Here is a 21,365-nt window from a genome sequence, read left to right on the forward strand (position 1 = left end):
GGCGCCGACCAGTGGCTCGCACACCGGCTCGACCGCCCGGTGTGACACTTTTCGGCCCGCCGACGCAGTAGGAAGTGAGCCGACTGGTCATCGGCGGCGCACAGAGCCGGGGTTCCCCCCGTACCCAAGGCTCGGCGCGAACGGCGCGGGCGGGACACGTTCCCCCGGTCCCGCCCGCGCCCTCACTCCTGTGGCCGAGCCGCTACCGGCCCGGCGACCGGATCACCAGTAGATGACGACCTTGTCGTTGACCCGCACTTGGTCGAAGAGCTTGGCGAGCCTGGCCTTGTCGCGCACGTTCACACAGCCGTGCGAGGCGCCCGCGTAACCGCGCTTGGCGAAGTCCGACGAGTAGTGCACGGCCTGGCCGCCGCTGAAGAACATCGCGTACGGCATGGGCGTGTGGTAGATCGACGAGACGTGGTTCCTGCTCTTCAGGAAGACCTTGAAGGTGCCCTCGCGGGTCGGCGTGTACTGCGAGCCGAACCGCACGTCCATCGACGACTGCACCTTGCCGTTGACCACCCAGTTGAGCGTGCGGGTGGTCTTGCTGATGCACAGCACGCGCCCGGTCATACAGCGCTTGTCCAGCTTGGTCTTGGGCTTGTTGACGGCCTTCCCGCTGAGCTCCTCCCGGGTCGGCTTGGTCGTCATGTCGCCGAGCTTCTGCCAGGTGGCGGTGTCGGCGGAGCCGGTGGCGGGCAGGCCGCGCTTGCCCTGGAAGCCCTTGACGGCGGCGGCGGTGACGCTGCCGTACGTACCCGTCGGCGTGTCGTCGAACCAGCCGACCTGGGCGAGCCGGGCCTGGAGCTCCTTGACCTGCGCGCCCTGCGCGCCGGAAGCCATCAGGATCTTCGGCGCCGGCCTGGCGGCCGTGGTGGCGGAGGCGGACGGGGCGACCACGGCGTCGGCCTCGCTCGCGCCGTTGGCGGTGCTTCCGTCGGCCTGGTTGTCGTTCGCGGTGTCGGCCGACGGCGCCGTCGACGGTGCGGCCGCCGCCGGCTTCTGGTCGGCGGCCCCCGACGCCTTGTCCGACTGGGCCCCGCACGCGGCCGTGACGGTCAGCACGGTGGCCGCGGCGAGCGTCCTGGCTATGACAGTGGTGAGATGGTTCCGGCGCATCGTCGCCCCCCTGATATTCCCTCTGGTGATCCCAGAGACTGTTTCCCGGGCCGAACGGTTGCAAGGAGCCGTCGAGGAAGCGAGGCGGAACACATGGCGCGCGAGTCGGACGGTGCCCGGCGCACCGAGAGCGGTCTGCCCCTCGACCCGGTGTACGGGCCGGACGCCCTCGACGGGTGGGACCCGGCCCGGCAGCTGGGTGAGCCGGGCGGGTATCCGTTCACCAGGGGTGTCTACCCGACGATGTACACGACACGCCCCTGGACGATGCGCCAGTACGCCGGGTTCGGCACGGCGGTCGAATCCAACGCCCGGTACAAGCAGCTCATCGCCAACGGCACCACGGGCCTGTCCGTCGCCTTCGACCTGCCCACCCAGATGGGCCACGACAGCGACGCGCCGCTCGCGCACGGCGAGGTCGGCAAGGTCGGGGTGGCCGTCGACTCGGTCGAGGACATGCGGGTCCTGTTCGACGGGATCCCGCTGGGCGAGGTCTCGACGTCGATGACGATCAACGCGCCCGCGGCGCTGCTGCTCCTGATGTACCAGCTGGTCGCCGAGGAGCAGGGCGTCCCCGCGCGCGAGCTGACGGGCACGGTCCAGAACGACGTGCTCAAGGAGTACATCGCCCGGGGCACCTACATCTTCCCGCCCAAGCCGTCGCTGCGGCTGATCGCGGACATCTTCCGGTACTGCCGGGCCGAGATGCCGAAGTGGAACACGATCTCGATCTCCGGCTACCACATGGCCGAGGCGGGCGCCTCGCCCGCGCAGGAGATCGCGTTCACGCTGGCCGACGGCATCGAGTACGTCCGGACGGCGGTCGCGGCCGGGATGGACGTGGACGACTTCGCCCCGCGCCTGTCGTTCTTCTTCGTCTCGCGCACGACGCTCCTGGAGGAGGTCGCCAAGTTCCGTGCGGCGCGCCGGATCTGGGCGCGGGTGATGCGGGAGGAGTTCGGCGCGAAGGACCCCAAGTCGTGGATGCTGCGCTTCCACACCCAGACGGCCGGGGTGCAGCTGACCGCCCAGCAGCCCGAGGTGAACCTGGTCCGGGTCGCCGTGCAGGGCCTGGCGGCGGTGTTCGGCGGTACGCAGTCGCTCCACACCAACTCCTTCGACGAGGCGATCGCGCTGCCCACGGACAAGAGCGCGCGCCTGGCCCTGCGTACGCAGCAGGTCCTCGCGTACGAGACGGATGTGACCGCGACCGTCGACCCGTTCGCGGGCTCGTACGTCGTCGAGTCCATGACCGACGACGTGGAGGCGGCGGCGCTCGCGCTGATGCGGCGGGTCGAGGACCTCGGCGGCGCCGTGAGCGCGATCGAGCACGGGTTCCAGAAGGGCGAGATCGAGCGCTCGGCGTACCGGATCGCGCAGGAGACCGACAGCGGCGAGCGGGTGGTGGTCGGGCTCAACCGGTTCCGGCTCGACGCGGAGGAGCCGTATTCGCCGTTGCGGGTGGATCCGGCGATCGAGGCCCGGCAGGGGGCTCGGCTGACCCGGCTGCGCGCCGACCGCGACACCCTCGCGGTCACCGAGGCCCTGGCCGCTCTCCAGGAGGCGGCCCGGGGCGAGGACAACGTCCTGTACCCCATGAAGACCGCCCTGCGCGCCCGCGCCACGGTCGGCGAGATCTGCGACGCGCTGCGGGAGGTGTGGGGGGCGTACGAGCCGAGCGAGGCGTTCTGAGACGGCGGCTCAGAGCGCGCCCGTGCGTTCCAGATACTCGGTCAGGCCCTCCGGTGTCTCGCCCGCCCAGCCGACGTAGCCGTCGGGGCGGACGAGGAACAGGCCCGTGCCGTACGTCTCGTACGGGCTCATCTCGTACACGTGGACCTGCGGCGTATCGAGCGCCGGGGGTGCGGCGTCGAAGGCCAGCAGGGTGAAGTGGGCGCCCTGGAACAGGTCGAAGAGGCGGCCCTCGGGCAGGGTGCCGTCGGGGGCGCGGTCGCCCGCCTCCAGGGCGCCGGCCCGGCCTTCGGCGAGCGGGCCGCCGCGGTAGCCGATGCCGAGGCCCTTGACCTCGTCGCCGCGGCTGTTGGCCTGGCCGAGGAGCGCCTCGCGGTGCAGCCGGGTGCTCACCCCCAGGACGCCCGCGGCGACCGGCTGCCGCTCGGCCTCGTAGGTGTCGAGCAGGGCGTCGAGGGCGCCGTGCTTCAGCACCTGGCCCAGCTTCCAGCCGAGGTTGTAGGCGTCCTGGACGCTGGTGTTGAGGCCCTGCGCACCGGCGGGGGAGTGGATGTGGGCGGCGTCGCCCGCGAGGAAGACGCGCCCGGAGCGGTACCGGTCGGCCAGCGCCGCGCGCGGCTGGAAGTCGGAGGCCCAGACGACCTCGGCTATCTGCTCGGAGGAGACCGCGGTGCGGGCGGCGAGCAGCTTGCGTACGCCCTCGTCCGTGGCGTCCGGGACGGTGGCCGGGTCGGTGTACTGGGCGACCAGCTGGAACAGCTGCTCGGTGCCCGGCAGCGGGCAGAGCACCGCGCCGCCGTCCGGGTGGGTGGTCCAGGCATGCCAGTTCCGGTCGTCGGGGAAGGCGTTCTCGGTGAGGATCACGTCCGCGACCAGGAGCGGCTTGGGGTCGACGGTCTCGCCGGCCATGGTGATGTCCAGGAGGCGGCGGACCGTGGAGCGGCCCCCGTCGGTGCCGACCAGATAGCGGGCGCGGATGTCCGGGGCGCCGGCGAAGTGCGCGGTGACGGAGTCGGCGTCCTGCTCGATGCCGGTCAGCTCGGTGTCGAGGACGAGGCGGCCGCCGAGCCGGACGAGCCGGTCGTGGAGCAGCGCCTGGAGGTGCGCCTGGCCGATCAGCACCGCGTCCGCGTAGGGCGACTGCCCGGTCGGCTCGGAGCGCTCGATCATGTCCCACTCACGGCCGCGCGTGGTGCCGTCGGGGCCCTCCCAGGCGAGCATTCTGGGGTATGTGCGCGAGGCCCGGCGGACCGCGTCGGCGAGCCCGAGGTCGTGCAGCACCTCCTGGGTGCGGGGCTGGAGGCCCTTGCCGCGCGAGCCGGGGAAGAGGGCCGGGCCCTTCTCCACGAGCACGGCGTCGATGCCGCGCCGGGCGAGCTCGATGGCGAGGACGAGGCCGGCGGGCCCGGCGCCGACGACGAGGACGTCGGTGGTGGCCGGGGCGGGGAGCGAATCCTTAACGCTGTTAAGTGCCATGCCCGGAAGCATGTGCTTAACGGTGTTAAATTGTCAAGGTGGCTACGACGAGAATCGACCGGGCGCAGGTCGCCGACACCGCGCTGCGGCTTCTGAACGAGGTGGGCCTGGACGGGCTCTCCCTCCGGGCGATCGCCAAGGAGCTGAGGGTCCAGGCGCCCGCGCTGTACTGGCACTTCAAGAACAAGCAGGCGCTGCTCGACGAGATGGCGACGGTGATGTACCGCCGCCTGGCACAGGCCGAGGGCGGCGTCCCGGGCATGGCCCCGGGCGCCCCCTGGCAGGAGCAACTGGCGGGCTTCAGTCGGGCGCTGCGCACGATGCTGCTGAGCTACCGGGACGGCGCGAAGGTGTACGAGGGCGCCCGCTTCACCGGCACCGACCATGCGCGCTCGCTGGAGGCGCTCCTGGAGGCGATGGGGGCGGCGGGGATCGCCCCGGCGGACGCGGCGCTGACCGGGACGACCGCGTACTCGTACACGATGGGCTTCGTGGCGGAGGAGCAGGGCATGGGCCCCGAGCCCTTCGACGTCGAGGCCCGCGCGGTCCGCCTCGGCGACTTCCCGCTGGCCGCGGCGGCGGGCCCGGACCTCTTCGGGGACTACGACGACCGCTTCGAGGCGGGCCTGCGGCTGGTGATCGCGGGGGCGGAGGCGGTGTACGGAGGCGGGCCGGGACGGGCTTGAGCGCCGCGTGCCCTACGCGGCCCGCGCCCGCCGAGCCGCCGCCCGCGCCCGCCGCGCCAGCTTCCGTACCGTCGCGTTGCGCGGGATGAAGGCGAGCTGGCCCGGGATCGCGCCCGGGAGGGCCAGGGTCGTCAGGCGGCGGCGCTTGAAGTAGCGCCAGGTGTGCGGGGTCAGCCGGCGGGAGAGGTAGCGCTCGGCCGTGGGGCGCAGATCGGGGCGGATCTCGGACTGCATCGCGTAGCCGACCGCCGCCACCAGCTCCGCCAGGTCGTGCGGCGGCTCGGGCGCCTCGCCCTCCAGCGGCGGCAGCAGCGCGTCCACCAGCGTCACCGGCACCCGGTTGCTGTTCTGGTACGGGGTGAGGCGGTCCAGGAGCAGATCCGTGCCGGTGCGGGCGACCGGGATGCCGTAGAACGCCGACGCGGTCAGGAGCGCGGTGGAGAAGCAGCCGACGACCAGGGCCGGACGGATGCGCTCGTAGAGCACCTCGGCCAGCAACGGGCTCTCCAGGACCGTCAGTTCGACGTCCAGCTCCTGAGCCTGGGTGCGCAGGGACTCGGACCAGGCGGGCGGGGCCGAGGGGTGCGGCTTGAAGACGATGTGGCGGTGGCCGCGCGCGGCCGCGCCCCGCACCATGGCGAGGTGCAGCTTCTCCTCCTCCGCCTCGGTGAGGATCGAGAGCGCGGCCAGGTACTGGCCGAGCAGCAGGGCCGCGCCCCCGGGCACATCGAGCCCGTCGCCCTGGGCGGCCAGTTCGCCCACCACCTTGGTGAAGGCCGCCGTCGGGATCACCTCCGCGCCCACCCCGAACTCGCCGAGCAGCAGCGGCTCCAGGCCCGGCACCAGGTCCAGGTGCAGAACGCGCCGCACCCGCGAACCCACCAGCGGGTCCAGCTTGTTGCGGGTGGGGCCGTAGCTCATCAGCCCGTCCGCGTACACGTGCAGCGGCGCGTCCGGGAAGAGCTGGGCGACCGCGCCCGCCGGGTTGACCTGGATGGACTCGACGGCCAGCTCGATCCGGTCGTCCCCGAGGTCCCAGGCGCGCCGCAGCTGCCGCTCCCACAGCGGGACGTCGTCGGCGCGCGGCGCCCAGCCGCCCGGGTGCATCGGCGCGATGGTCTCGTTCCACGACAGCACCCCGTCGAAGCGCCCCCGCAGTGACTCGAAGCCGGGCATCGTGTCCAGCGACGGCGAAGTCTCCGGGATCGGGGCGTTGTTGCTGACCAGGAGCAGTCGGCGGTCGGCCGGGCCGAAGCAGTCGCTGTCGAGTGCGGCGGCCAGCGTCGCCACTCCGTACAGCGTGGTCGCCAGGAAGATCTGAGTCGTACGCATCAGGCCGCGGCCCCCGCCGAGGTGAGGGAGTTCGTGCGTCCGCGCAGCCGCCGCAGCCGGGAGGCGCGGCCCGAGTCCATGGAGTCGAGCGCCTCCTTGAGAATGTCCTGCGGCATCCTTTTCAGCGCTCCCGCACTCATTGTCCGCAGTTTCCGTGCCACGGCCGGTTCGAACCTTTCACTGTTTCCCAGGTGGTGGGAAATGATGGCGCAGTACGTCCGTACCGCCTTCGGCAGCAGTTCCGCCGAATTTGGATCTTGAGCTGTTTCCTCGATTACCTGGTCGAATGCCCGGATGAAATCGAGCTGGCGTACGTCACCGATCTGCGTCAGCGAAGTGGCCACTCCGCGCCGGTAGTAGACACCGAGCAGACCCACCACCGCGAAGGATTCCGCCTCCCGGTGCAGCCGCCAGATCCACGGCCGGTCCTCGGCCGTGCGCAGCCCGTCCGTGAAGTGCAGCAGACCCCGCTCGACCAGGCGCCGGTGGTAGATCCCGGCCCAGGCGAACGCGTAGTCCACCGAGGTCGAGCGGGTGGTCGGCAGGATCGCCGCGCGCGGGTCGAGCACCTCGCCGCGCCGCCCGTGCGGCACCCGCTGCACCGAGCGCTGGGTGCCGGTGCACTGCACGTGGTCGGTGCGCAGGAAGTCGCAGCCCAACTCCTCGATGGCGGCGACCAGTCGGGAGTAGTGGCCGGGCGCGAGCCAGTCGTCCCCGTCGAGGAAGGTGACGTACTCGCCGCGCGCCGCGTCGATGCCGGTGTTGCGCGCGGTGGCGAGACCGCCGTTCTTCTCGTGTCTGAGGACCACCGCCCCCGGCAGCTCGCGCTCGGCGCGGGCGAGGAGCGCGGCCGTACCGTCCGAGGAGCAGTCGTCGACCAGCAGGAACTCGAAGTCCTCACGCGCGTTGTCGCGCAGACTTCTCAGGGTGTCGGGGGCATAGGTCCGCACGTTGTAGAACGGCACGACCACAGAGAGCTTGACCACCCGGGTGACGCTAAGTGGCGCCGCGTCATTCGCCCTGTCCGGGCGAGGGATGTTGGGTGAACACTGGGCGACCGGATTATTAACCAGTTCGCTTTCCGGGCTCTTTCTTCATTCGTAGACGCGCTGTTAACCATCTGTTGCGGTCCAGTTGGGCCGCCAAACGGAATGGATTCCTAGCTTCTTCGACGTGCCATCACGTACGAACCCCACCGACACCCCGCCACGGATCGCCGTTCTCGCCGATTCCGACACCCGGTGGAAATGGGGTGCCCTCACCGCCCGCCGGATCGCCGAGCGCACTCCCGAGCTCAGCGGCTTCCTGCTGCGCGGCCGGGCCACCCCCACTCCGCGCCAGCTCGCCGAGGTCGGCGTCGACGCCGACGCCCTGCACGAGGTGACGATGGCCGCGTTCCTGCACGCCGTCGAGCGCGAGCCGTACGACGTGGTGGTCCTCGCGCTGGTCGGCGGCGCCGCCCAGGCGGCCCTGCACGGCCTCGCCCGGCTGTGGCCGGCCGGCGCCCGCAGGCCCGTCCTGGTCACCGGCTACGTCGGCGTCGTCTACGAGAAGCTCGCCGACGGCCTGCTGCTGCGCCACGGCGCCGACGTGGTCCTCGCCAACTCCCGGTACGACGCCGAGCGGTTCCGCGCGGTGTACGAGGGCGTGGGCGCCGACGCCTCGGCGGTGACCGAGGCCGCCCTGCCGTTCCTCGGCGGCGAGCCGTACCGGCCCGAGCCGGGCCGCGACACCGTCGTCTTCGCCGCCCAGCCGTCCGTGCCCGAGAGCCGCGCCGACCGGCTGTACCTGCTGCGGCGCCTGATCGCCCACGCACACCGCCACCCCGGCCGCGAGGTGCTGCTCAAACTGCGCTCCAAGCCCGGCGAGCACACCACGCACATCGAGGAGCAGCCCTACCAGAAGCTCGCCCGGTCCCTTCAGCCGCCGCCCAACTTCCGTCTGGTGTACGGGAACATGGGCGAGGTCCTGGACCGCACCGACCTGCTGGTCACGGTCTCCTCGACGGCCGCCCTCGAATCCCTGCACCGCTCGGTGCCCACCGCCGTCCTGACCGACCTGGGCGTCCGCGAGGGCCTCGGCAACCACCACTTCATCGGGTCGGGCTGCCTCGCCTCCTGGGACCAGCTGGACGCCGGCCACCGCCCGGACCCCGACGCCGACTGGCTCGCCGCCCAGGGCGTCGCCCCCGGCGACGCGTACGCCACCGCCTTCGACGCGGCCCGCGCCCGCATCGCGGACCTCCTCGCCCGCCCCGGCCTGCCGCCCGTACGGCCCTACTACACGCCCGCCACCGCGCCCGGCTATCTGCCCGGCATCCTCGCCCGCCACCACCTCGCCCCCGACGGCACCCCGCTGCCGGGTGCCGCGCCCGAGGCGGAGGCGGAGGCCACCGGCGTACGCCGCCTGGTGCGCGACGCCGTACGCGACGCGGCCCGCGGGGCCTACCGCCACGGCGTGCAGCGCGTGGCCCCGGTCATCCGCCGGATGGGAGAACTCTGATGAACGCCCTGCCCAAGAAGGTCCTGGCCGTCATCCCGGCCCGGGGCGGCTCCAAGGGGGTCCCCGGCAAGAACCTCGCCGCGGTCGGCGGCGTCCCGCTGGTCGTCCGGGCCGTACGGGCCTGCCTCGCCGCGCGGCACGTCACCGATGTCGCCGTCTCCACGGACGACCCGGCGATCGCCTCCGCCGCCGCCGCGGCCGGCGCGCACGTCGTCGTGCGCCCCGCCGCCATCGCGGGGGACACCGCGACCAGCGAGGCCGCCGTGCTGCACGCACTCGAAGGGCACGCGGACGCCGACGTCGTCCTGCTCGTGCAGTGCACCAGCCCGTTCCTGACCCACCAGGACGTGGACGGGGTCGCCGCGGCCGTCGTCGTGGACGGCGCCGACACGGCCGTCACCGTCGCCCCCTTCCACGGCTTCGTCTGGCGCGAGTCCGTACCGGAGGGCGGCGAGGGCCTGGGCCACGACAAGGCCTTCCGCCCGCGCCGCCAGGACCGCCCCCAGGACTTCCTGGAGACCGGCGCCGCCTACGCCATGGACGCCGAGGGCTTCCGCACCCACCGGCACCGCTTCTTCGGGCACACCGCGCTCGTACGCACCGACCCGGCCCGGGTCCTTGAGATCGACGACCCGCACGACCTGGCCCGCGCCCGGGCGCTGGCGCCGCTGCTCGACCCGGCCCGCACCCCGGACCACGCCGACGTCGACGCGGTCGTCCTCGACTTCGACGGCACCCAGACCGACGACCGGGTGCTCATCGACTCCGAGGGCCGCGAACTCGTCGCCGTGCACCGGGGCGACGGGCTCGGCATCGCGGCCCTGCGCCGCGCCGGCCTGAAGCTGCTCATCCTCTCCACCGAGCAGAACCCGGTGGTCGCCGCCCGCGCCCGCAAGCTCAAGATCCCCGTACTGCACGGCGTCGACCGCAAGGACCTCGCCCTCAAGCAGTGGTGCGAGGACGCGGGGGTCGACCCGGCGCGGGTGCTCTACGCGGGCAACGACGTCAACGACCTGCCCTGCTTCTCCCTCGTCGGCTGGCCGGTCGCGGTCGCCGACGCCCATGACTCCGTGCGCGCCGCCGCGCGCGCGGTCACCGCCACCCCCGGCGGTGAGGGCGCGATCCGCGAGATCGCCGCCTGGCTCCTCGGACCCGAGCTCCACCACACCCCCTCGCTCCACAACTCCCCTGCCCAGTAAGGACACCCCCTCATGAGCAACCGTCTGCGCACCTTCGGCAGCCGTACCGCCGGACCGGGTCAGCCGGTGTACGTCACCGGTGAGATCGGCATCAACCACAACGGTGACCTGGGCAACGCCCTCGCCCTGATCGACGCCGCCGCCGACGCGGGCTGCGACGCCGTCAAGTTCCAGAAGCGCACCCCGGAGATCTGCACCCCGCGCGACCAGTGGGACATCGAGCGCGACACCCCGTGGGGCCGGATGACGTACATCGACTACCGCCACCGGGTGGAGTTCGGCGAGTCGGAGTACCGCACCATCGACGAGCACTGCAAGAAGCGCGGGATCGACTGGTTCGCCTCCCCGTGGGACACCGAGGCCGTCGCCTTCCTGGAGAAGTTCGACCTCCCGGCCCACAAGGTCGCCTCCGCCTCGCTCACCGACGACGAGCTGCTGCGCGCCCTGCGCGCCACCGGCCGCACCGTCATCCTCTCCACCGGCATGTCCACCCCGAAGCAGATCCGGCACGCCGTCGAGGTGCTCGGCAGCGACAACATCCTGCTCTGCCACGCCACCTCCACGTACCCGGCCAAGGCCGAGGAGCTCAACCTGCGGGTCATCAACAGCCTGATGGCCGAGTACCCCAACGTCCCGATCGGCTACAGCGGCCACGAGACGGGCCTGCAGACGACGCTGGCCGCCGTCGCCCTCGGCGCCGCCTTCGTCGAGCGCCACATCACCCTGGACCGCGCGATGTGGGGCTCCGACCAGGCCGCCTCCGTCGAGCCGGGCGGACTGCAGCGACTGGTCCGCGACATCCGCACCATCGAGGCCGCGCTCGGCGACGGCGTCAAGAAGGTGTACGAGTCGGAGCTCGCCCCGATGAAGAAGCTGCGCCGGGTCAGCGGTGTCGTCGCCGAGGCCGAGGCCGAGGCCGCCGACGCCGACCGCGCGCCGGTCTCGGTCTGAGACGGGCCGGCCGCCGTGCCTCGGGACACCACCGCCACGATCGCCTTCGTGGAGAGCCCGGTCCAGCTGCTCAACGTGCTGGAGTGGGCCCATTCCACGCGCCCGCTGCTGAACGGCGTGCCGGCCCAGCGGTCCGGGCCCGGGGACGCGGCGGCCGCCCACGACGACCTCACCGTCGTCGTCCTCTCGCCCACCGACCCGATGTCGCGCGGCCAGCTGCGCCGGATGGCGGAGCTGGCCCGCGAGGAGGGCATGCGGGTGCGCTGGGAGGAGGCGCGCGGCGGGCCCACCGCCCCGCTGCGCACCATCGGCGGACTCTCCTCGCTGCTGCGCAGCGCCGACCGCATCGTCATCGGCGACCCGTTCTCGCGCTACGTACAGCTGCTGCTGACCGTGGCCCGCGCCCGTGACCTGGTCGTCGTCGACGACGGCACGGCCACCATGGAGTTCGTCGCCCAACTGGGCAGCGGCGAGCGGCTGGTCCGCTGGCACCGGCGCGGCAGCCGGGCGGGGGCGCGCGATGTGCTCTTCGCACCGTTCGCCGCCTCGGCCCGCCGTCGGCTCACGCCGTCGCGCGGGCGTACGGTGGAGGTGTTCAGTGCCATGCCCGTACAGGCACCGGAGGCGGTGACGGTCACCCCGAACACCTTCGGCTGGACCCGGGCCCGGTTCGGTCCGCCGCGCATCACCAAGGGCGCGGACATGGTGGGCACCTCACTGGTGGAGACGGGCGTGGTCGACCCGGACCGCTATCTGGAGGCGGTCGCGGCCCTGGCCCGCACCCACGGCGTGACCCGGTACTTCGCCCACCGCCGCGAGTCCCCCGAGAAGCTGCGCACCCTGCACCTGCGGACCGGCTTGGAGATCGTCCGGCCGGATCTGCCGCTGGAACTCATCGCCCGGCGCGGCCCCGTCGGGCGTACGATCCTCAGTTTTCCCTCCACGGTCGTCCACACCCTGCCGCCCGCCCTGGCGGGCACCGACGTGCGCCTGCTGGTCTGCGACATCGACCCCGCCTGGCTCACCGACAAGGCGTCCCCGCGCGCCCAGGGCTTCCTCGCGGACGTCACCGGCTCGGCCCGCGACGCCCATGGGCTGCGGATGGTCGCGGCCTGAGCGGGGGAGCGTGACCGGGGGCATGAGCGGGGGGACATGAGCGGAGGCGCGCGGGCCGGGGCGCGCGCCGGGCGCGGCCGTGGCCCATGCGGGCTCCCCCCGGGCCCCGGCCTGAGACGGCGCTGAGAGCGCACTGAGAGAACACTGCGAAACATCTGCGACACGTCTGAGAAACGGGCGGCGAGTTTACCCAGCCCCCACGGCCGACAACCCCCGGGCGGGCAGATTTCTTTCCCCTATCGGGCTGAACTTTTGTTGATTGAAGGTCAGTTGGCCCTTACTGGGGCCTACTCTTCAACAGGTGAACCAGTTGATGTCGCGAGCCTCCGACGAACCCGAAGCCGATCTGCCCGGGGAAGCCCCGCTGCCCGGGTTGCTCCCCGAGCCCCTGGGCGCCGAACTCATCGCCTTCCGCCGGGACTTGCACATGCATCCCGAGCTGGGGAACCAGGAGTTCCGCACCACCGCGGCGATCAAGAAGCGGCTGGAGGCGGCCGGGCTCAAGCCCCGGGTCCTCGACAGCGGGACCGGACTCCTGTGCGACGTCGGCACCCGGAAGGACGGGCGGCCCATGCTGGCGATCAGGGCGGACATCGACGCCCTGCCGATTCCGGACGCCAAGGTCAACACGCCGTACCGCTCGACCGTCCCCGATCGGGCGCATGCCTGCGGCCACGACATCCACACCACCACCGTGCTCGGCACCGGTCTGGTCCTGGCCGAGCTGGACCGGCAGGGCCTGCTGCCGAACGCGGTCCGGCTGGTCTTCCAGCCCGCCGAGGAGGTGCTGCCCGGCGGCGCCACCGACGCGATCCGGTCCGGCGCGCTCGACGGCGTGGGCAGGATCATCGCGGTGCACTGCGACCCGCGCGTCGACGCGGGCCGGATCGGGCTGCGGGCCGGGGCGATCACCTCGGCCTGCGACCGGCTGGAGATCACCCTGGCCGGGCCCGGCGGCCACACCGCCCGCCCGCATCTGACCACCGACCTGGTCACCGCCGCCGCCCGGGTGGTCACCGACGTGCCCGCGCTGCTCGCCCGCCGGATCGACGCCCGCGCCGGGCTCGCCGTCACCTGGGGCCGCATCGACGCCGGGCACGCCTGCAACGTCATCCCGATGCGTGCGGAGCTGGCCGGAACCGTGCGCTGCCTGGACCTGGACGCCTGGCGCGACGCGCCCGACAAGGTGCACGCCGCGATCGACGAGGTCGCCACTCTGCACGGCGCGAAGTCCGAGATCAACTACGTCCGCGGTGTGCCGCCGGTCGTCAACGACCCGGCGGTGGCCGAACTCCTGCGCGAGGCTCAGACGGCGCGCCGAGGGGCGTTCGCGATCGAGGACACCGAGCAGAGTCTGGGTGGCGAGGACTTTTCCTGGTACCTGGAGCACGTGCCGGGCGCGATGGCCCGCCTCGGCGTGCGCACTCCCGGGTCCAACGCCCGTCTTGACCTGCATCGGGGTGATTTCGACGCCGATGAGGCCGCTATCAAGGTCGGAGTGGAGCTCTTCACTGCCGCTGCGCTGCTGGAAGGACACCGTTCGTAACCGGACACTTCATCCTCTGTTCGCGGCGATTCGATAACGGCTTCCGAACAGGTCTTTACGCGACATCTACGCGCGTTACGATCCGACGCGAAACCAGCGCCGGTAGGGGCGCTCTCGGTTCGTTTTGAAGGGACCTCCTCGTGCGCCGGGTATCCAAGATCGCTGCGGCCGGTATCGCCACCGCCGCGCTCGCGCTTTCCGCCACCGCGTGTGGCAGCACCTCCTCCGAGAAGGACAAGGACACCTCCTCGTCGTCCAGCGCGGGCGGCAAGGGCGTCAAGGTCGGTGTCGCGTACGACGTCGGCGGCCGTGGTGACCACTCGTTCAACGACTCCGCCGCGCGCGGCATCGACAAGGCCAAGGCCGAGTTCGGCGGTGAGATCAAGGAGCTGACCGCCAAGACCACGGACACCGAGGCCGACCGCGTCGAGCGCCTCACCCAGCTGGCCCAGGCGGGCTACAACCCGGTCGTCGGCATCGGCTACGCCTACGCCAACTCGATGAAGCAGGTCGCCGCCAAGTTCCCGAACACGACCTTCGGCATCGTCGACTCGGTCGTCGAGGGCGCCAAGAACGTCGACAACATCGTCTTCACCGAGGAGCAGGGCTCCTACCTCGCGGGTGTCGCCGCGGCGCTGAAGTCGAAGTCCGGCCACGTCGGCTTCATCGGTGGTGTGGACGTCCCGCTGATCAAGAAGTTCGAGGCCGGCTTCGTCCAGGGCGTCAAGGACACCAAGCCCTCCGACAAGGTCGACGTCCAGTACCTGTCGCACGGCTCGGACACCTCCGGCTTCGCCAGCCCCGACAAGGGCAAGGCCGCCGCGCAGGGCATGCTCGACAACGGCGCCGACGTCGTCTACACGGCCGCCGGCTCCTCCGGCAACGGTGCCATCGAGGCCGTCGCGGGCAAGAAGGGCACCTGGGCGATCGGCGTCGACTCCGACCAGTACAACCAGGCCTCGCTCGGCAAGTACAAGGCGTCGATCCTGACTTCGGTCGTCAAGAACGTCGACATCGGCGTCTACGACCTGGTCAAGTCGGTCAAGGACGGCAAGCCGCTCACCGGCACCAACAGCTACCCGCTGGCCAAGGACGGCGTCTCGCTGGCCACCAGCGGCGGCTTCATCGACGACATCAAGGCCCAGATCGACGCGGCCAAGAAGAAGATCGTCGACGGCGCGATCAAGGTCAAGACGACCCCGTGACCCAAGGCGGTCGGTACTGACCGCCCGCAATCACCGCACCCGGCTCCGGCCGGGGGCACCCGGCCCGGCGGGCAGAGCGGCATCGCTCTGCCCGCCGGGCATAACGAAGTGTCAACTCTACGCGCGTAGGCCGGAGTTGGCGCGCTAGCTTCTCCGGAAGCCCCCTGCCCCCCGCTCCTGCTCATGAGGAGAGTGCGCCATCAACGCGTCCAGCCCTCCCGCCGTCGAACTGCGCGGCATCACCAAACGCTTCCCCGGCGTCGTGGCCAACAAGGACATCGACATCACCGTTCGCAGGGGCACCGTGCACGCCCTGTGCGGTGAGAACGGCGCCGGCAAGTCCACCCTGATGAAGATCCTCTACGGCATGCAGAAGCCGGACGAGGGAACCATCACCGTCGACGGCGAGCAGGTGGTCTTTCACAGCCCCGCCGACGCCATCGCGCGCGGAATCGGCATGGTGCACCAGCACTTCATGCTCGCCGACAACCTCACCGTCCTGGAGAACGTGGTTCTCGGCGGCGAGAAGCTGTACGGCATCGGGGCCAAGGCCCGCAAGAAGATCCGGGAGATCTCGGACGCGTACGGTCTGAACGTCCGTCCCGACGCCGTCGTCGAGGACCTGGGCGTCGCCGACCGCCAGCGCGTGGAGATCCTCAAGGTCCTCTACCGCGGCGCCCGCACCCTCATCCTCGACGAGCCGACGGCGGTCCTGGTCCCGCAGGAGGTCGAGGCGCTCTTCGACAACCTGCGCGAACTCAAGGCCGAGGGCCTGACCGTCATCTTCATCTCCCACAAGCTGGGCGAGGTGCTGAAGGTCGCCGACGAGATCACCGTCATCCGGCGCGGTACGACGGTGGGCACCGCCGACCCGAAGACCACCACCACCAAGCAGCTCGCCGAGCTGATGGTGGGCAGCGAGCTGCCCTCGCCCGAGACCCGCGAGTCGACGGTCACGGATGTGCCGATGCTCAAGGTCGACGACCTGAAGCTGGCCGCCACCGACCCCGACGGTGTGGTCCGCGAGGTGCTCTCCGCGGTGTCCTTCACCATCCACAAGGGCGAGGTCCTGGGCATCGCCGGCGTCGAGGGCAACGGCCAGGCCGAGCTCGTCGAGGCGATCATGGGTATGCGCGATCCGGACGGCGGTGTCATCACCCTCGACGACACCGACATCTCGCACGCGTCGACCCGCAAGCGCCGCGAGGGAGGCGTCGGCTACATCCCCGAGGACCGCCACCGCCACGGGCTCCTGCTGGAGGCCCCGCTGTGGGAGAACCGCGTCCTCGGGCACGTCACCGAGCGCCCCAACTCCAAGCGCGGCCTGCTCGACAACAAGGCGGCCCGGCTCGACACCGAGCGGATCGTGCGCGAGTACGACGTGCGCACCCCCGGTATCGACGTCACCGCGGCCTCGCTCTCCGGCGGCAACCAGCAGAAGCTGATCGTCGGCCGCGAGATGAGCCACGCCCCCAAGCTGCTGATCGCCGCGCACCCCACCCGGGGTGTGGACGTCGGCGCGCAGGCGCAGATCTGGGACCAGATCCGCCAGGCCCGCCGCGAGGGCCTCGCGGTGCTGCTGATCTCCGCCGACCTGGACGAGCTGATCGGCCTGTCCGACACCCTGCGGGTGATGTACCGCGGCCGCCTGGTCGCCGACGCCGACCCCGCCACGATCACCCCTGAGGAGCTGGGCTCCGCCATGACCGGCGCCGCCGTCGGCCATCTGGAGCACGACGACAGCACCGGGGGAGAGGACCGATGAAAAAGTTCACCCAGCGCATCGACAAGGAGAAGCTGCTCCTCGCGATCGCGGCCCCCGTGCTCGCGGTGGTCGCGGCGCTCGTCGTGACCGCCCTGGTCATCCTGGCCACCGGCAAGAACCCGATGCCCGCCTTCGACGACATGCTGTCGTACGGCTCGGCCAGCGACAGCCAGGTCTACATCCTCAACAAGGCGACGACGTACTACCTCGCGGGCATCGCGGTGGCCGTCGGCTTCCGGATGAACCTCTTCAACATCGGTGTGGACGGCCAGTACCGCATCGCGGCCTTCCTCGCCGCCGTCATCGGCGGCGCGGTCTCGCTGCCGGGCATCGTCGCCATCCCGCTGATGATCCTCGCGGCGATGGTGACGGGCGCCCTGTGGGCGGCCATCGCGGGCGTCCTCAAGGTCACCCGGGGCGTCAGCGAGGTCATCTCGACCATCATGCTGAACGCCATCGCGACCGCGATCATCGCCTATCTGCTCCAGCCCGAACGGCTGGGCCAGCTCGATGAGGCGGGCACCCTGGTCTCCACCAAGCCGCTGCCCGAGAGCTCCTGGTTCTTCACCATCGACAACGGCGCCGCCGGTCAGATCTGGGGCTTCGTCGTCGTCGCGGTGCTCGTCGGCGTGGCCTACTGGTTCGTGCTCGGCCGCACCCGGTTCGGGTTCGACCTGCGAGCCGTCGGCCAGTCCGAGTCCGCGGCCGCCGCCAGCGGTGCCAACGTCAAGAAGATGATCGTCACCAGCATGATCATCTCGGGTGCGGTGGCCGGTCTGGTCGGTCTGCCGACGCTGCTCAACGACAGCCACCAGTTCGACAACAGCTTCCCGCTCGGCCTCGGCTTCACCGGTATCGCCGTCGCGCTGCTCGGCCGCAACCACCCGGTGGGCGTCGCCCTCGCCGCGCTGGTCTGGGGCTACCTGGAGCGCACCACCGGCCACTTCGAAGTGATCGGCTACGACAAGGAGATCCTCGGCGTGATCCAGGGCGTCATCGTCCTGTGCGTCGTGATCGCGTACGAAGTCGTCCGCCGCTACGGCCTCAAGCGCCAGCAGCAGCGCGTCGGCGCCGAGCTCGCGGCCCAGGCCGCCAAGAAGCAGGAGGTGACGGCATGAGCGTCACGACCACCCCCGCCAAGACCCCGCCGCCCCCGGCCGGGCTCAAGGGCAACGCCAAGCGCAAGTTCTCCGTGGCGCAGATCCTGCTGATCGTCGCAGGCGCGCTGATCCTGGTCTCCGCCGTGCGCGTCATCACCGGTGCCGACCAGCTGACCTCCGAGGGCCAGATCAGCGCCTCCCTCGGCCTCGCCGTGCCGATCGGCCTGGCGGGCCTGGCGGGCCTGTGGTCCGAGCGGGCCGGCGTGGTCAACATCGGCCTTGAGGGCATGATGGTCCTCGGGACGTTCGGCGCGGGCTGGGTCGGCTGGCAGTCCAGCCCCTGGCTCGGCCTGCTCGCGGGCATCGGCTTCGGTGTCCTGGGCGGCCTCGTCCACGCGGTGGCCACCGTCACCTTCGGCGTCGACCACATCGTCTCCGGTGTGGCCGTCAACCTGCTCGCGGTCGGTGCCACGCAGTACATGGCCAAGCTCTTCTTCAACGAGGGCGACGCCGCGACGGCGGGCGGCAACCCCAAGCAGTCCCCGCCCGCCGAGACCCTGCCGAGCTTCACCGTCCCGGGCCTCTCCTCCGGCCTGGAGTCGATCCAGAAGCACCACTGGTTCCTGATCTCCGACCTCGCCGGGATCCTCGGCGGTCTGGTCACCGACGTCTCCTGGGTCACGGTCATCGCCGTGCTGCTCTTCGTGGGCACCTGGTGGGTGCTGTGGAAGAGCGCGTTCGGCCTGCGGCTGCGCTCCTGCGGCGAGAACCCGATCGCCGCCGAGTCGCTCGGCGTCAACGTGTACACCTACAAGTACGCGGCGGTCGCCATCTCCGGCGGTCTCGCCGGTCTCGGCGGCGCGTTCCTGGCGCTGGTCACCTCGCACATCTACCTGGAGGGCCAGACCGGCGGCCGTGGTTACATCGGTCTCGCCGCGATGATCTTCGGCAACTGGCGGCCGGGCGGACTCGCCATGGGCGCCGGTCTGTTCGGCTTCTCCGACGCGCTCCAGCTGCGCAACGGCGGCACCACGGTGCACGCCCTGCTGCTCCTGCTCGTGGTGCTGCTGGTCGCCCTGGCCGCCTGGAAGGCGTACAAGAAGGCGATGATCCAGGCCGTGATCAGCGCGGTCATGGCCGCCGCGATCCTCGTCTGGTACCTCATGACCGACACCGTCCCCGGCGACTTCGTCGGCGCCACGCCGTACGTGGTCACGCTGCTCGTGCTCTCGCTCTCCGCGCAGCGCCTGCGGATGCCCAAGGCCGACGGTATGCGCTACCGCAAGGGCCAGGGCAAGTGACGCCGGACGCCACCGGCACCTCCGCCGTCGACTGGGAGGCTCTGCGCGAGGCGGCCCGGGACGCCATGTCCCGGGCGTACGCCCCGTACTCGGGCTACCCGGTCGGCGCGGCGGCGTTCGTCGACGACGGGCGCACGATCACCGGCTGCAACGTCGAGAACGCCTCGTACGGCCTGTCGCTGTGCGCCGAGTGCGGGCTCGTCTCGGCGCTGCGGCTCGGCGGCGGCGGCCGGCTGACGCACTTCGTCTGCGTCGACGGCCACGGCGCCGTGCTCGTGCCCTGCGGCCGCTGCCGGCAGCTGCTGTACGAGTTCGGCGGACCGGAGCTGCTCCTGGAGACCCCGGACGGGATCCTGCCGCTCTCCGCGATGCTTCCGCAGGCCTTCGGCCCGGACCATCTGAAGCAACCGCTCAAGTAACCACCGCGGCCCCTCCGTTGCTGATCAGCGAGGGAGGGGCCGCACCCGTCAGACCTCTCTATGCGCGTAGAGTCGCGTGTACCGTACGGACGAACCGCACTTGCCGGAAGGAATGCCATGGACGTCATCTCCGTCATCCGCACCAAGCGAGACCGGGGCGAGCTGAGCCCGGAGCAGATCGACTGGGTCATCGACGCCTACACCCGGGGTGTCGTCGCCGACGAGCAGATGTCGGCCCTCGCCATGGCGATCCTGCTCAACGGCATGAACCGTACGGAGATCGCCCGCTGGACCGCCGCGATGATCGCGTCCGGCGAGCGCATGAACTTCGACGCGCTCTCGCGCCCCACCGCCGACAAGCACTCCACCGGCGGCGTCGGCGACAAGATCACGCTGCCGCTCGCCCCGCTGGTCGCCGCGTGCGGCGCGGCCGTGCCGCAGCTGTCCGGCCGGGGCCTCGGCCACACCGGCGGCACCCTCGACAAGCTGGAGTCCATCCCCGGCTGGCGCGCGCTGCTCTCCAACGAGGAGATGCTGAACGTCCTGGACACCACCGGCGCGGTCATCTGCGCGGCGGGCGACGGTCTGGCCCCCGCCGACAAGAAGCTCTACGCGCTGCGCGACGTCACCGGCACCGTCGAGGCCATCCCGCTGATCGCCTCCTCGATCATGTCGAAGAAGATCGCCGAGGGCACCGGCTCGCTGGTCCTCGACGTCAAGGTCGGCACCGGCGCCTTCATGAAGACCATCGAGGACGCCCGCGAGCTCGCCTCCACCATGGTCGCGCTCGGCACCGACAGCGGTGTCAAGACCGTCGCGCTGCTCACCGACATGTCCACCCCGCTGGGCCTCACCGCGGGCAACGCCCTCGAAGTCCGCGAGTCCGTCGAGGTCCTCGCGGGCGGCGGCCCCCAGGACGTCGTCGACCTCACCCTGGCGCTCGCCCGCGAGATGCTGGACGCGGCCGGGATCAAGGACGCCGACCCCGAGAAGGCGCTCGCCGACGGCTCGGCCATGGACGTCTGGCGCCGGATGATCGCGGCCCAGGGCGGCGACCCGGACGCGACCCTGCCGGTCGCCCGCGAGCAGCACGTCGTCACCGCCTCGCGGTCGGGCGTGCTGACCCGCCTCGACGCGTACGACATCGGCGTCGCCGCCTGGCGCCTGGGCGCCGGCCGGGCCCGCAAGGAGGACCCGGTGCAGGCGGGCGCGGGCGTCGAGCTGCACGCCAAGCCGGGCGACACGGTGACGGCGGGTCAGCCGCTGCTCACCCTGCACACGGACACGCCGGAGAAGTTCGAGTACGCCCTCCAGACGCTGGGCGACTCGTACGACATCGCCCCGGCGGGCACCTCGTTCACCGCGAACCCGATCGTTCTCGACCGGATCGCCTGACGCCCTCCGCGCACCTCCCCGCAGACCCGCACCCGGCCGATGACTTTCTCGGCCGGGGCGGGTCTGTTCCCGTGTGAAGCCCATCGAACCCGCCCACCTGGTCGTCCCCGCCCCCGTCACCCTCGCCGACGTACCACCGCTGTGCGAGCGGCTGCGGGCGCTGTACGCGGCCGGGGCGCGGGAGGTGGTGTGCGATGTGGGCGGGCTGGTACGGGCCGATCTGGCGGCGGTGGAGGCCGTCGCCCGGCTCCGCCTGACTGCCCGGCGGGCGGGCGGGCACCTGTCGATACGCAACGCGGGGCCGGGGTTGGTGGCGTTGCTGCACCTCGCGGGACTGGCGGAGTAGCTGTTCGTCTGCGGGCCGGTGGTGGGCTGGTCGCGCCCACGCGGCGGAGCCGCAAATGTCACGGCCCCGCGCCCCTCAGGTAGTCCGCCGCAGCCGGAGAATCCAGCTCAGCCACAGGCTTTCAGGGGCGCGGGGAACTGCGCGAGCAACCCAGCACGGTCCGCAGACGAATACGGGGTTAGGGGCGCGGGGAACTGCGCGACCAGCCCACC

Annotated in this window: 18 protein-coding genes; 14 read left to right on the forward strand and 4 right to left on the reverse strand. The window is 71.6% G+C overall.

The annotated features are described in order from the left end of the window. Positions 1-222: 222 nt before the first annotated feature. Entirely contained in the window at positions 223-1,122 is a 900-nt protein-coding gene (locus OG965_RS25220) for a peptidoglycan-binding protein (protein ID WP_371654327.1), read from the reverse strand. A 93-nt stretch (positions 1,123-1,215) separates the two neighbouring features. Between OG965_RS25220 and OG965_RS25225 the strand changes: the two genes are divergently transcribed. Then, positions 1,216-2,814: a methylmalonyl-CoA mutase gene (locus OG965_RS25225; protein WP_371654328.1), complete on the forward strand. Its 1,599-nt coding sequence runs from the start codon at positions 1,216-1,218 to the stop codon at positions 2,812-2,814. A 9-nt stretch (positions 2,815-2,823) separates the two neighbouring features. On the opposite strand, the gene OG965_RS25230 is transcribed toward OG965_RS25225, so the two are convergent. Further along, positions 2,824-4,290 (reverse strand): FAD-dependent monooxygenase, encoded by a 1,467-nt coding sequence (locus OG965_RS25230; RefSeq protein ID WP_371654329.1) that lies wholly within the window; start codon positions 4,288-4,290, stop codon positions 2,824-2,826. A 38-nt stretch (positions 4,291-4,328) separates the two neighbouring features. Between OG965_RS25230 and OG965_RS25235 the strand changes: the two genes are divergently transcribed. Further along, on the forward strand, positions 4,329-4,976 hold the full coding sequence (locus OG965_RS25235) for a TetR/AcrR family transcriptional regulator C-terminal domain-containing protein (RefSeq protein ID WP_371654330.1): 648 nt from the start codon (positions 4,329-4,331) through the stop codon (positions 4,974-4,976). 12 nt (positions 4,977-4,988) lie between these two features. Here the strand turns inward: OG965_RS25235 and OG965_RS25240 are convergent, their stop codons facing one another. Together OG965_RS25240 and OG965_RS25245 are read right to left on the reverse strand one after the other, a co-directional pair. Next, positions 4,989-6,308 (reverse strand): alpha-2,8-polysialyltransferase family protein, encoded by a 1,320-nt coding sequence (locus OG965_RS25240; protein WP_371654331.1) that lies wholly within the window; start codon positions 6,306-6,308, stop codon positions 4,989-4,991. Further along, on the reverse strand, positions 6,308-7,294 hold the full coding sequence (locus OG965_RS25245) for a glycosyltransferase family 2 protein (protein WP_371654332.1): 987 nt from the start codon (positions 7,292-7,294) through the stop codon (positions 6,308-6,310). Before OG965_RS25245 ends, OG965_RS25240 begins: the two co-directional genes overlap by 1 nt. Before the next feature lie 187 nt (positions 7,295-7,481). Between OG965_RS25245 and OG965_RS25250 the strand changes: the two genes are divergently transcribed. The 12 genes from OG965_RS25250 (at position 7,482) to OG965_RS25305 (ending at position 21,153) form a co-directional block, all read left to right on the forward strand. Beyond that, positions 7,482-8,810 (forward strand): DUF6716 putative glycosyltransferase, encoded by a 1,329-nt coding sequence (locus OG965_RS25250; RefSeq protein WP_371654333.1) that lies wholly within the window; start codon positions 7,482-7,484, stop codon positions 8,808-8,810. Then, a complete protein-coding gene (locus tag OG965_RS25255; protein ID WP_371654334.1) occupies positions 8,810-10,009 on the forward strand; it encodes a cytidylyltransferase domain-containing protein in 1,200 nt (399 codons plus the stop codon). The genes OG965_RS25250 and OG965_RS25255 overlap by 1 nt, the downstream gene beginning before the upstream one ends. Before the next feature lie 12 nt (positions 10,010-10,021). Continuing rightward, positions 10,022-10,960 carry an N-acetylneuraminate synthase family protein gene (locus tag OG965_RS25260; RefSeq protein ID WP_371654335.1) on the forward strand — a complete coding sequence of 313 codons (939 nt, stop codon included), beginning with the start codon at positions 10,022-10,024 and terminating at the stop codon, positions 10,958-10,960. 15 nt (positions 10,961-10,975) lie between these two features. After that, entirely contained in the window at positions 10,976-12,076 is a 1,101-nt protein-coding gene (locus OG965_RS25265) for a hypothetical protein (RefSeq protein WP_371654336.1), read from the forward strand. A 313-nt stretch (positions 12,077-12,389) separates the two neighbouring features. Beyond that, a complete protein-coding gene (locus OG965_RS25270) occupies positions 12,390-13,622 on the forward strand; it encodes an amidohydrolase (RefSeq protein WP_371657053.1) in 1,233 nt (410 codons plus the stop codon). A gap of 140 nt (positions 13,623-13,762) precedes the next feature. Then, positions 13,763-14,827, forward strand: a complete 1,065-nt coding sequence (locus OG965_RS25275) for a BMP family protein (RefSeq protein ID WP_371654337.1) — start codon at positions 13,763-13,765, stop codon at positions 14,825-14,827. Positions 14,828-15,056: 229 nt separating this feature from the next. Further along, positions 15,057-16,592, forward strand: coding sequence for an ABC transporter ATP-binding protein (locus OG965_RS25280; protein WP_371657054.1), 1,536 nt, complete (start codon positions 15,057-15,059; stop codon positions 16,590-16,592). Then, a complete protein-coding gene (locus OG965_RS25285) occupies positions 16,589-17,710 on the forward strand; it encodes an ABC transporter permease (protein WP_371654338.1) in 1,122 nt (373 codons plus the stop codon). Before OG965_RS25280 ends, OG965_RS25285 begins: the two co-directional genes overlap by 4 nt. Then, the gene (locus OG965_RS25290) at positions 17,707-18,993 is read left to right on the forward strand and encodes an ABC transporter permease (protein ID WP_371654339.1); all 1,287 of its coding nucleotides are present in this window, start codon (positions 17,707-17,709) and stop codon (positions 18,991-18,993) included. The genes OG965_RS25285 and OG965_RS25290 overlap by 4 nt, the downstream gene beginning before the upstream one ends. Then, complete coding sequence (locus tag OG965_RS25295) at positions 18,990-19,412, forward strand: cytidine deaminase (RefSeq protein ID WP_371654340.1); 423 nt, start codon at positions 18,990-18,992, stop codon at positions 19,410-19,412. The genes OG965_RS25290 and OG965_RS25295 overlap by 4 nt, the downstream gene beginning before the upstream one ends. A gap of 117 nt (positions 19,413-19,529) precedes the next feature. Continuing rightward, positions 19,530-20,807, forward strand: coding sequence for a thymidine phosphorylase (locus tag OG965_RS25300; protein WP_371654341.1), 1,278 nt, complete (start codon positions 19,530-19,532; stop codon positions 20,805-20,807). 73 nt (positions 20,808-20,880) lie between these two features. After that, on the forward strand, positions 20,881-21,153 hold the full coding sequence (locus OG965_RS25305) for an STAS domain-containing protein (RefSeq protein ID WP_371654342.1): 273 nt from the start codon (positions 20,881-20,883) through the stop codon (positions 21,151-21,153). Positions 21,154-21,365 lie beyond the last annotated feature (212 nt).

Origin of the sequence: Streptomyces sp. NBC_00224, from assembly GCF_041435195.1 — a bacterium.
Lineage (GTDB): Bacteria > Actinomycetota > Actinomycetes > Streptomycetales > Streptomycetaceae > Streptomyces.

Excerpts from the sequence above, each read along its gene's own strand:
- OG965_RS25300 (WP_371654341.1), top strand. The coding sequence starts at position 19,530 with ATGGACGTCATCTCCGTCATCCGCACCAAGCGAGACCGGGGCGAGCTG.
- OG965_RS25220 (WP_371654327.1), bottom strand. The coding sequence starts at position 1,122 with ATGCGCCGGAACCATCTCACCACTGTCATAGCCAGGACGCTCGCCGCG.
- OG965_RS25225 (WP_371654328.1), top strand. The coding sequence starts at position 1,216 with ATGGCGCGCGAGTCGGACGGTGCCCGGCGCACCGAGAGCGGTCTGCCC.
- OG965_RS25230 (WP_371654329.1), bottom strand. The coding sequence starts at position 4,290 with ATGGCACTTAACAGCGTTAAGGATTCGCTCCCCGCCCCGGCCACCACC.
- OG965_RS25290 (WP_371654339.1), top strand. The coding sequence starts at position 17,707 with ATGAGCGTCACGACCACCCCCGCCAAGACCCCGCCGCCCCCGGCCGGG.
- OG965_RS25240 (WP_371654331.1), bottom strand. The coding sequence starts at position 6,308 with ATGCGTACGACTCAGATCTTCCTGGCGACCACGCTGTACGGAGTGGCG.
- OG965_RS25270 (WP_371657053.1), top strand. The coding sequence starts at position 12,390 with ATGTCGCGAGCCTCCGACGAACCCGAAGCCGATCTGCCCGGGGAAGCC.
- OG965_RS25285 (WP_371654338.1), top strand. The coding sequence starts at position 16,589 with ATGAAAAAGTTCACCCAGCGCATCGACAAGGAGAAGCTGCTCCTCGCG.
- OG965_RS25255 (WP_371654334.1), top strand. The coding sequence starts at position 8,810 with ATGAACGCCCTGCCCAAGAAGGTCCTGGCCGTCATCCCGGCCCGGGGC.
- OG965_RS25260 (WP_371654335.1), top strand. The coding sequence starts at position 10,022 with ATGAGCAACCGTCTGCGCACCTTCGGCAGCCGTACCGCCGGACCGGGT.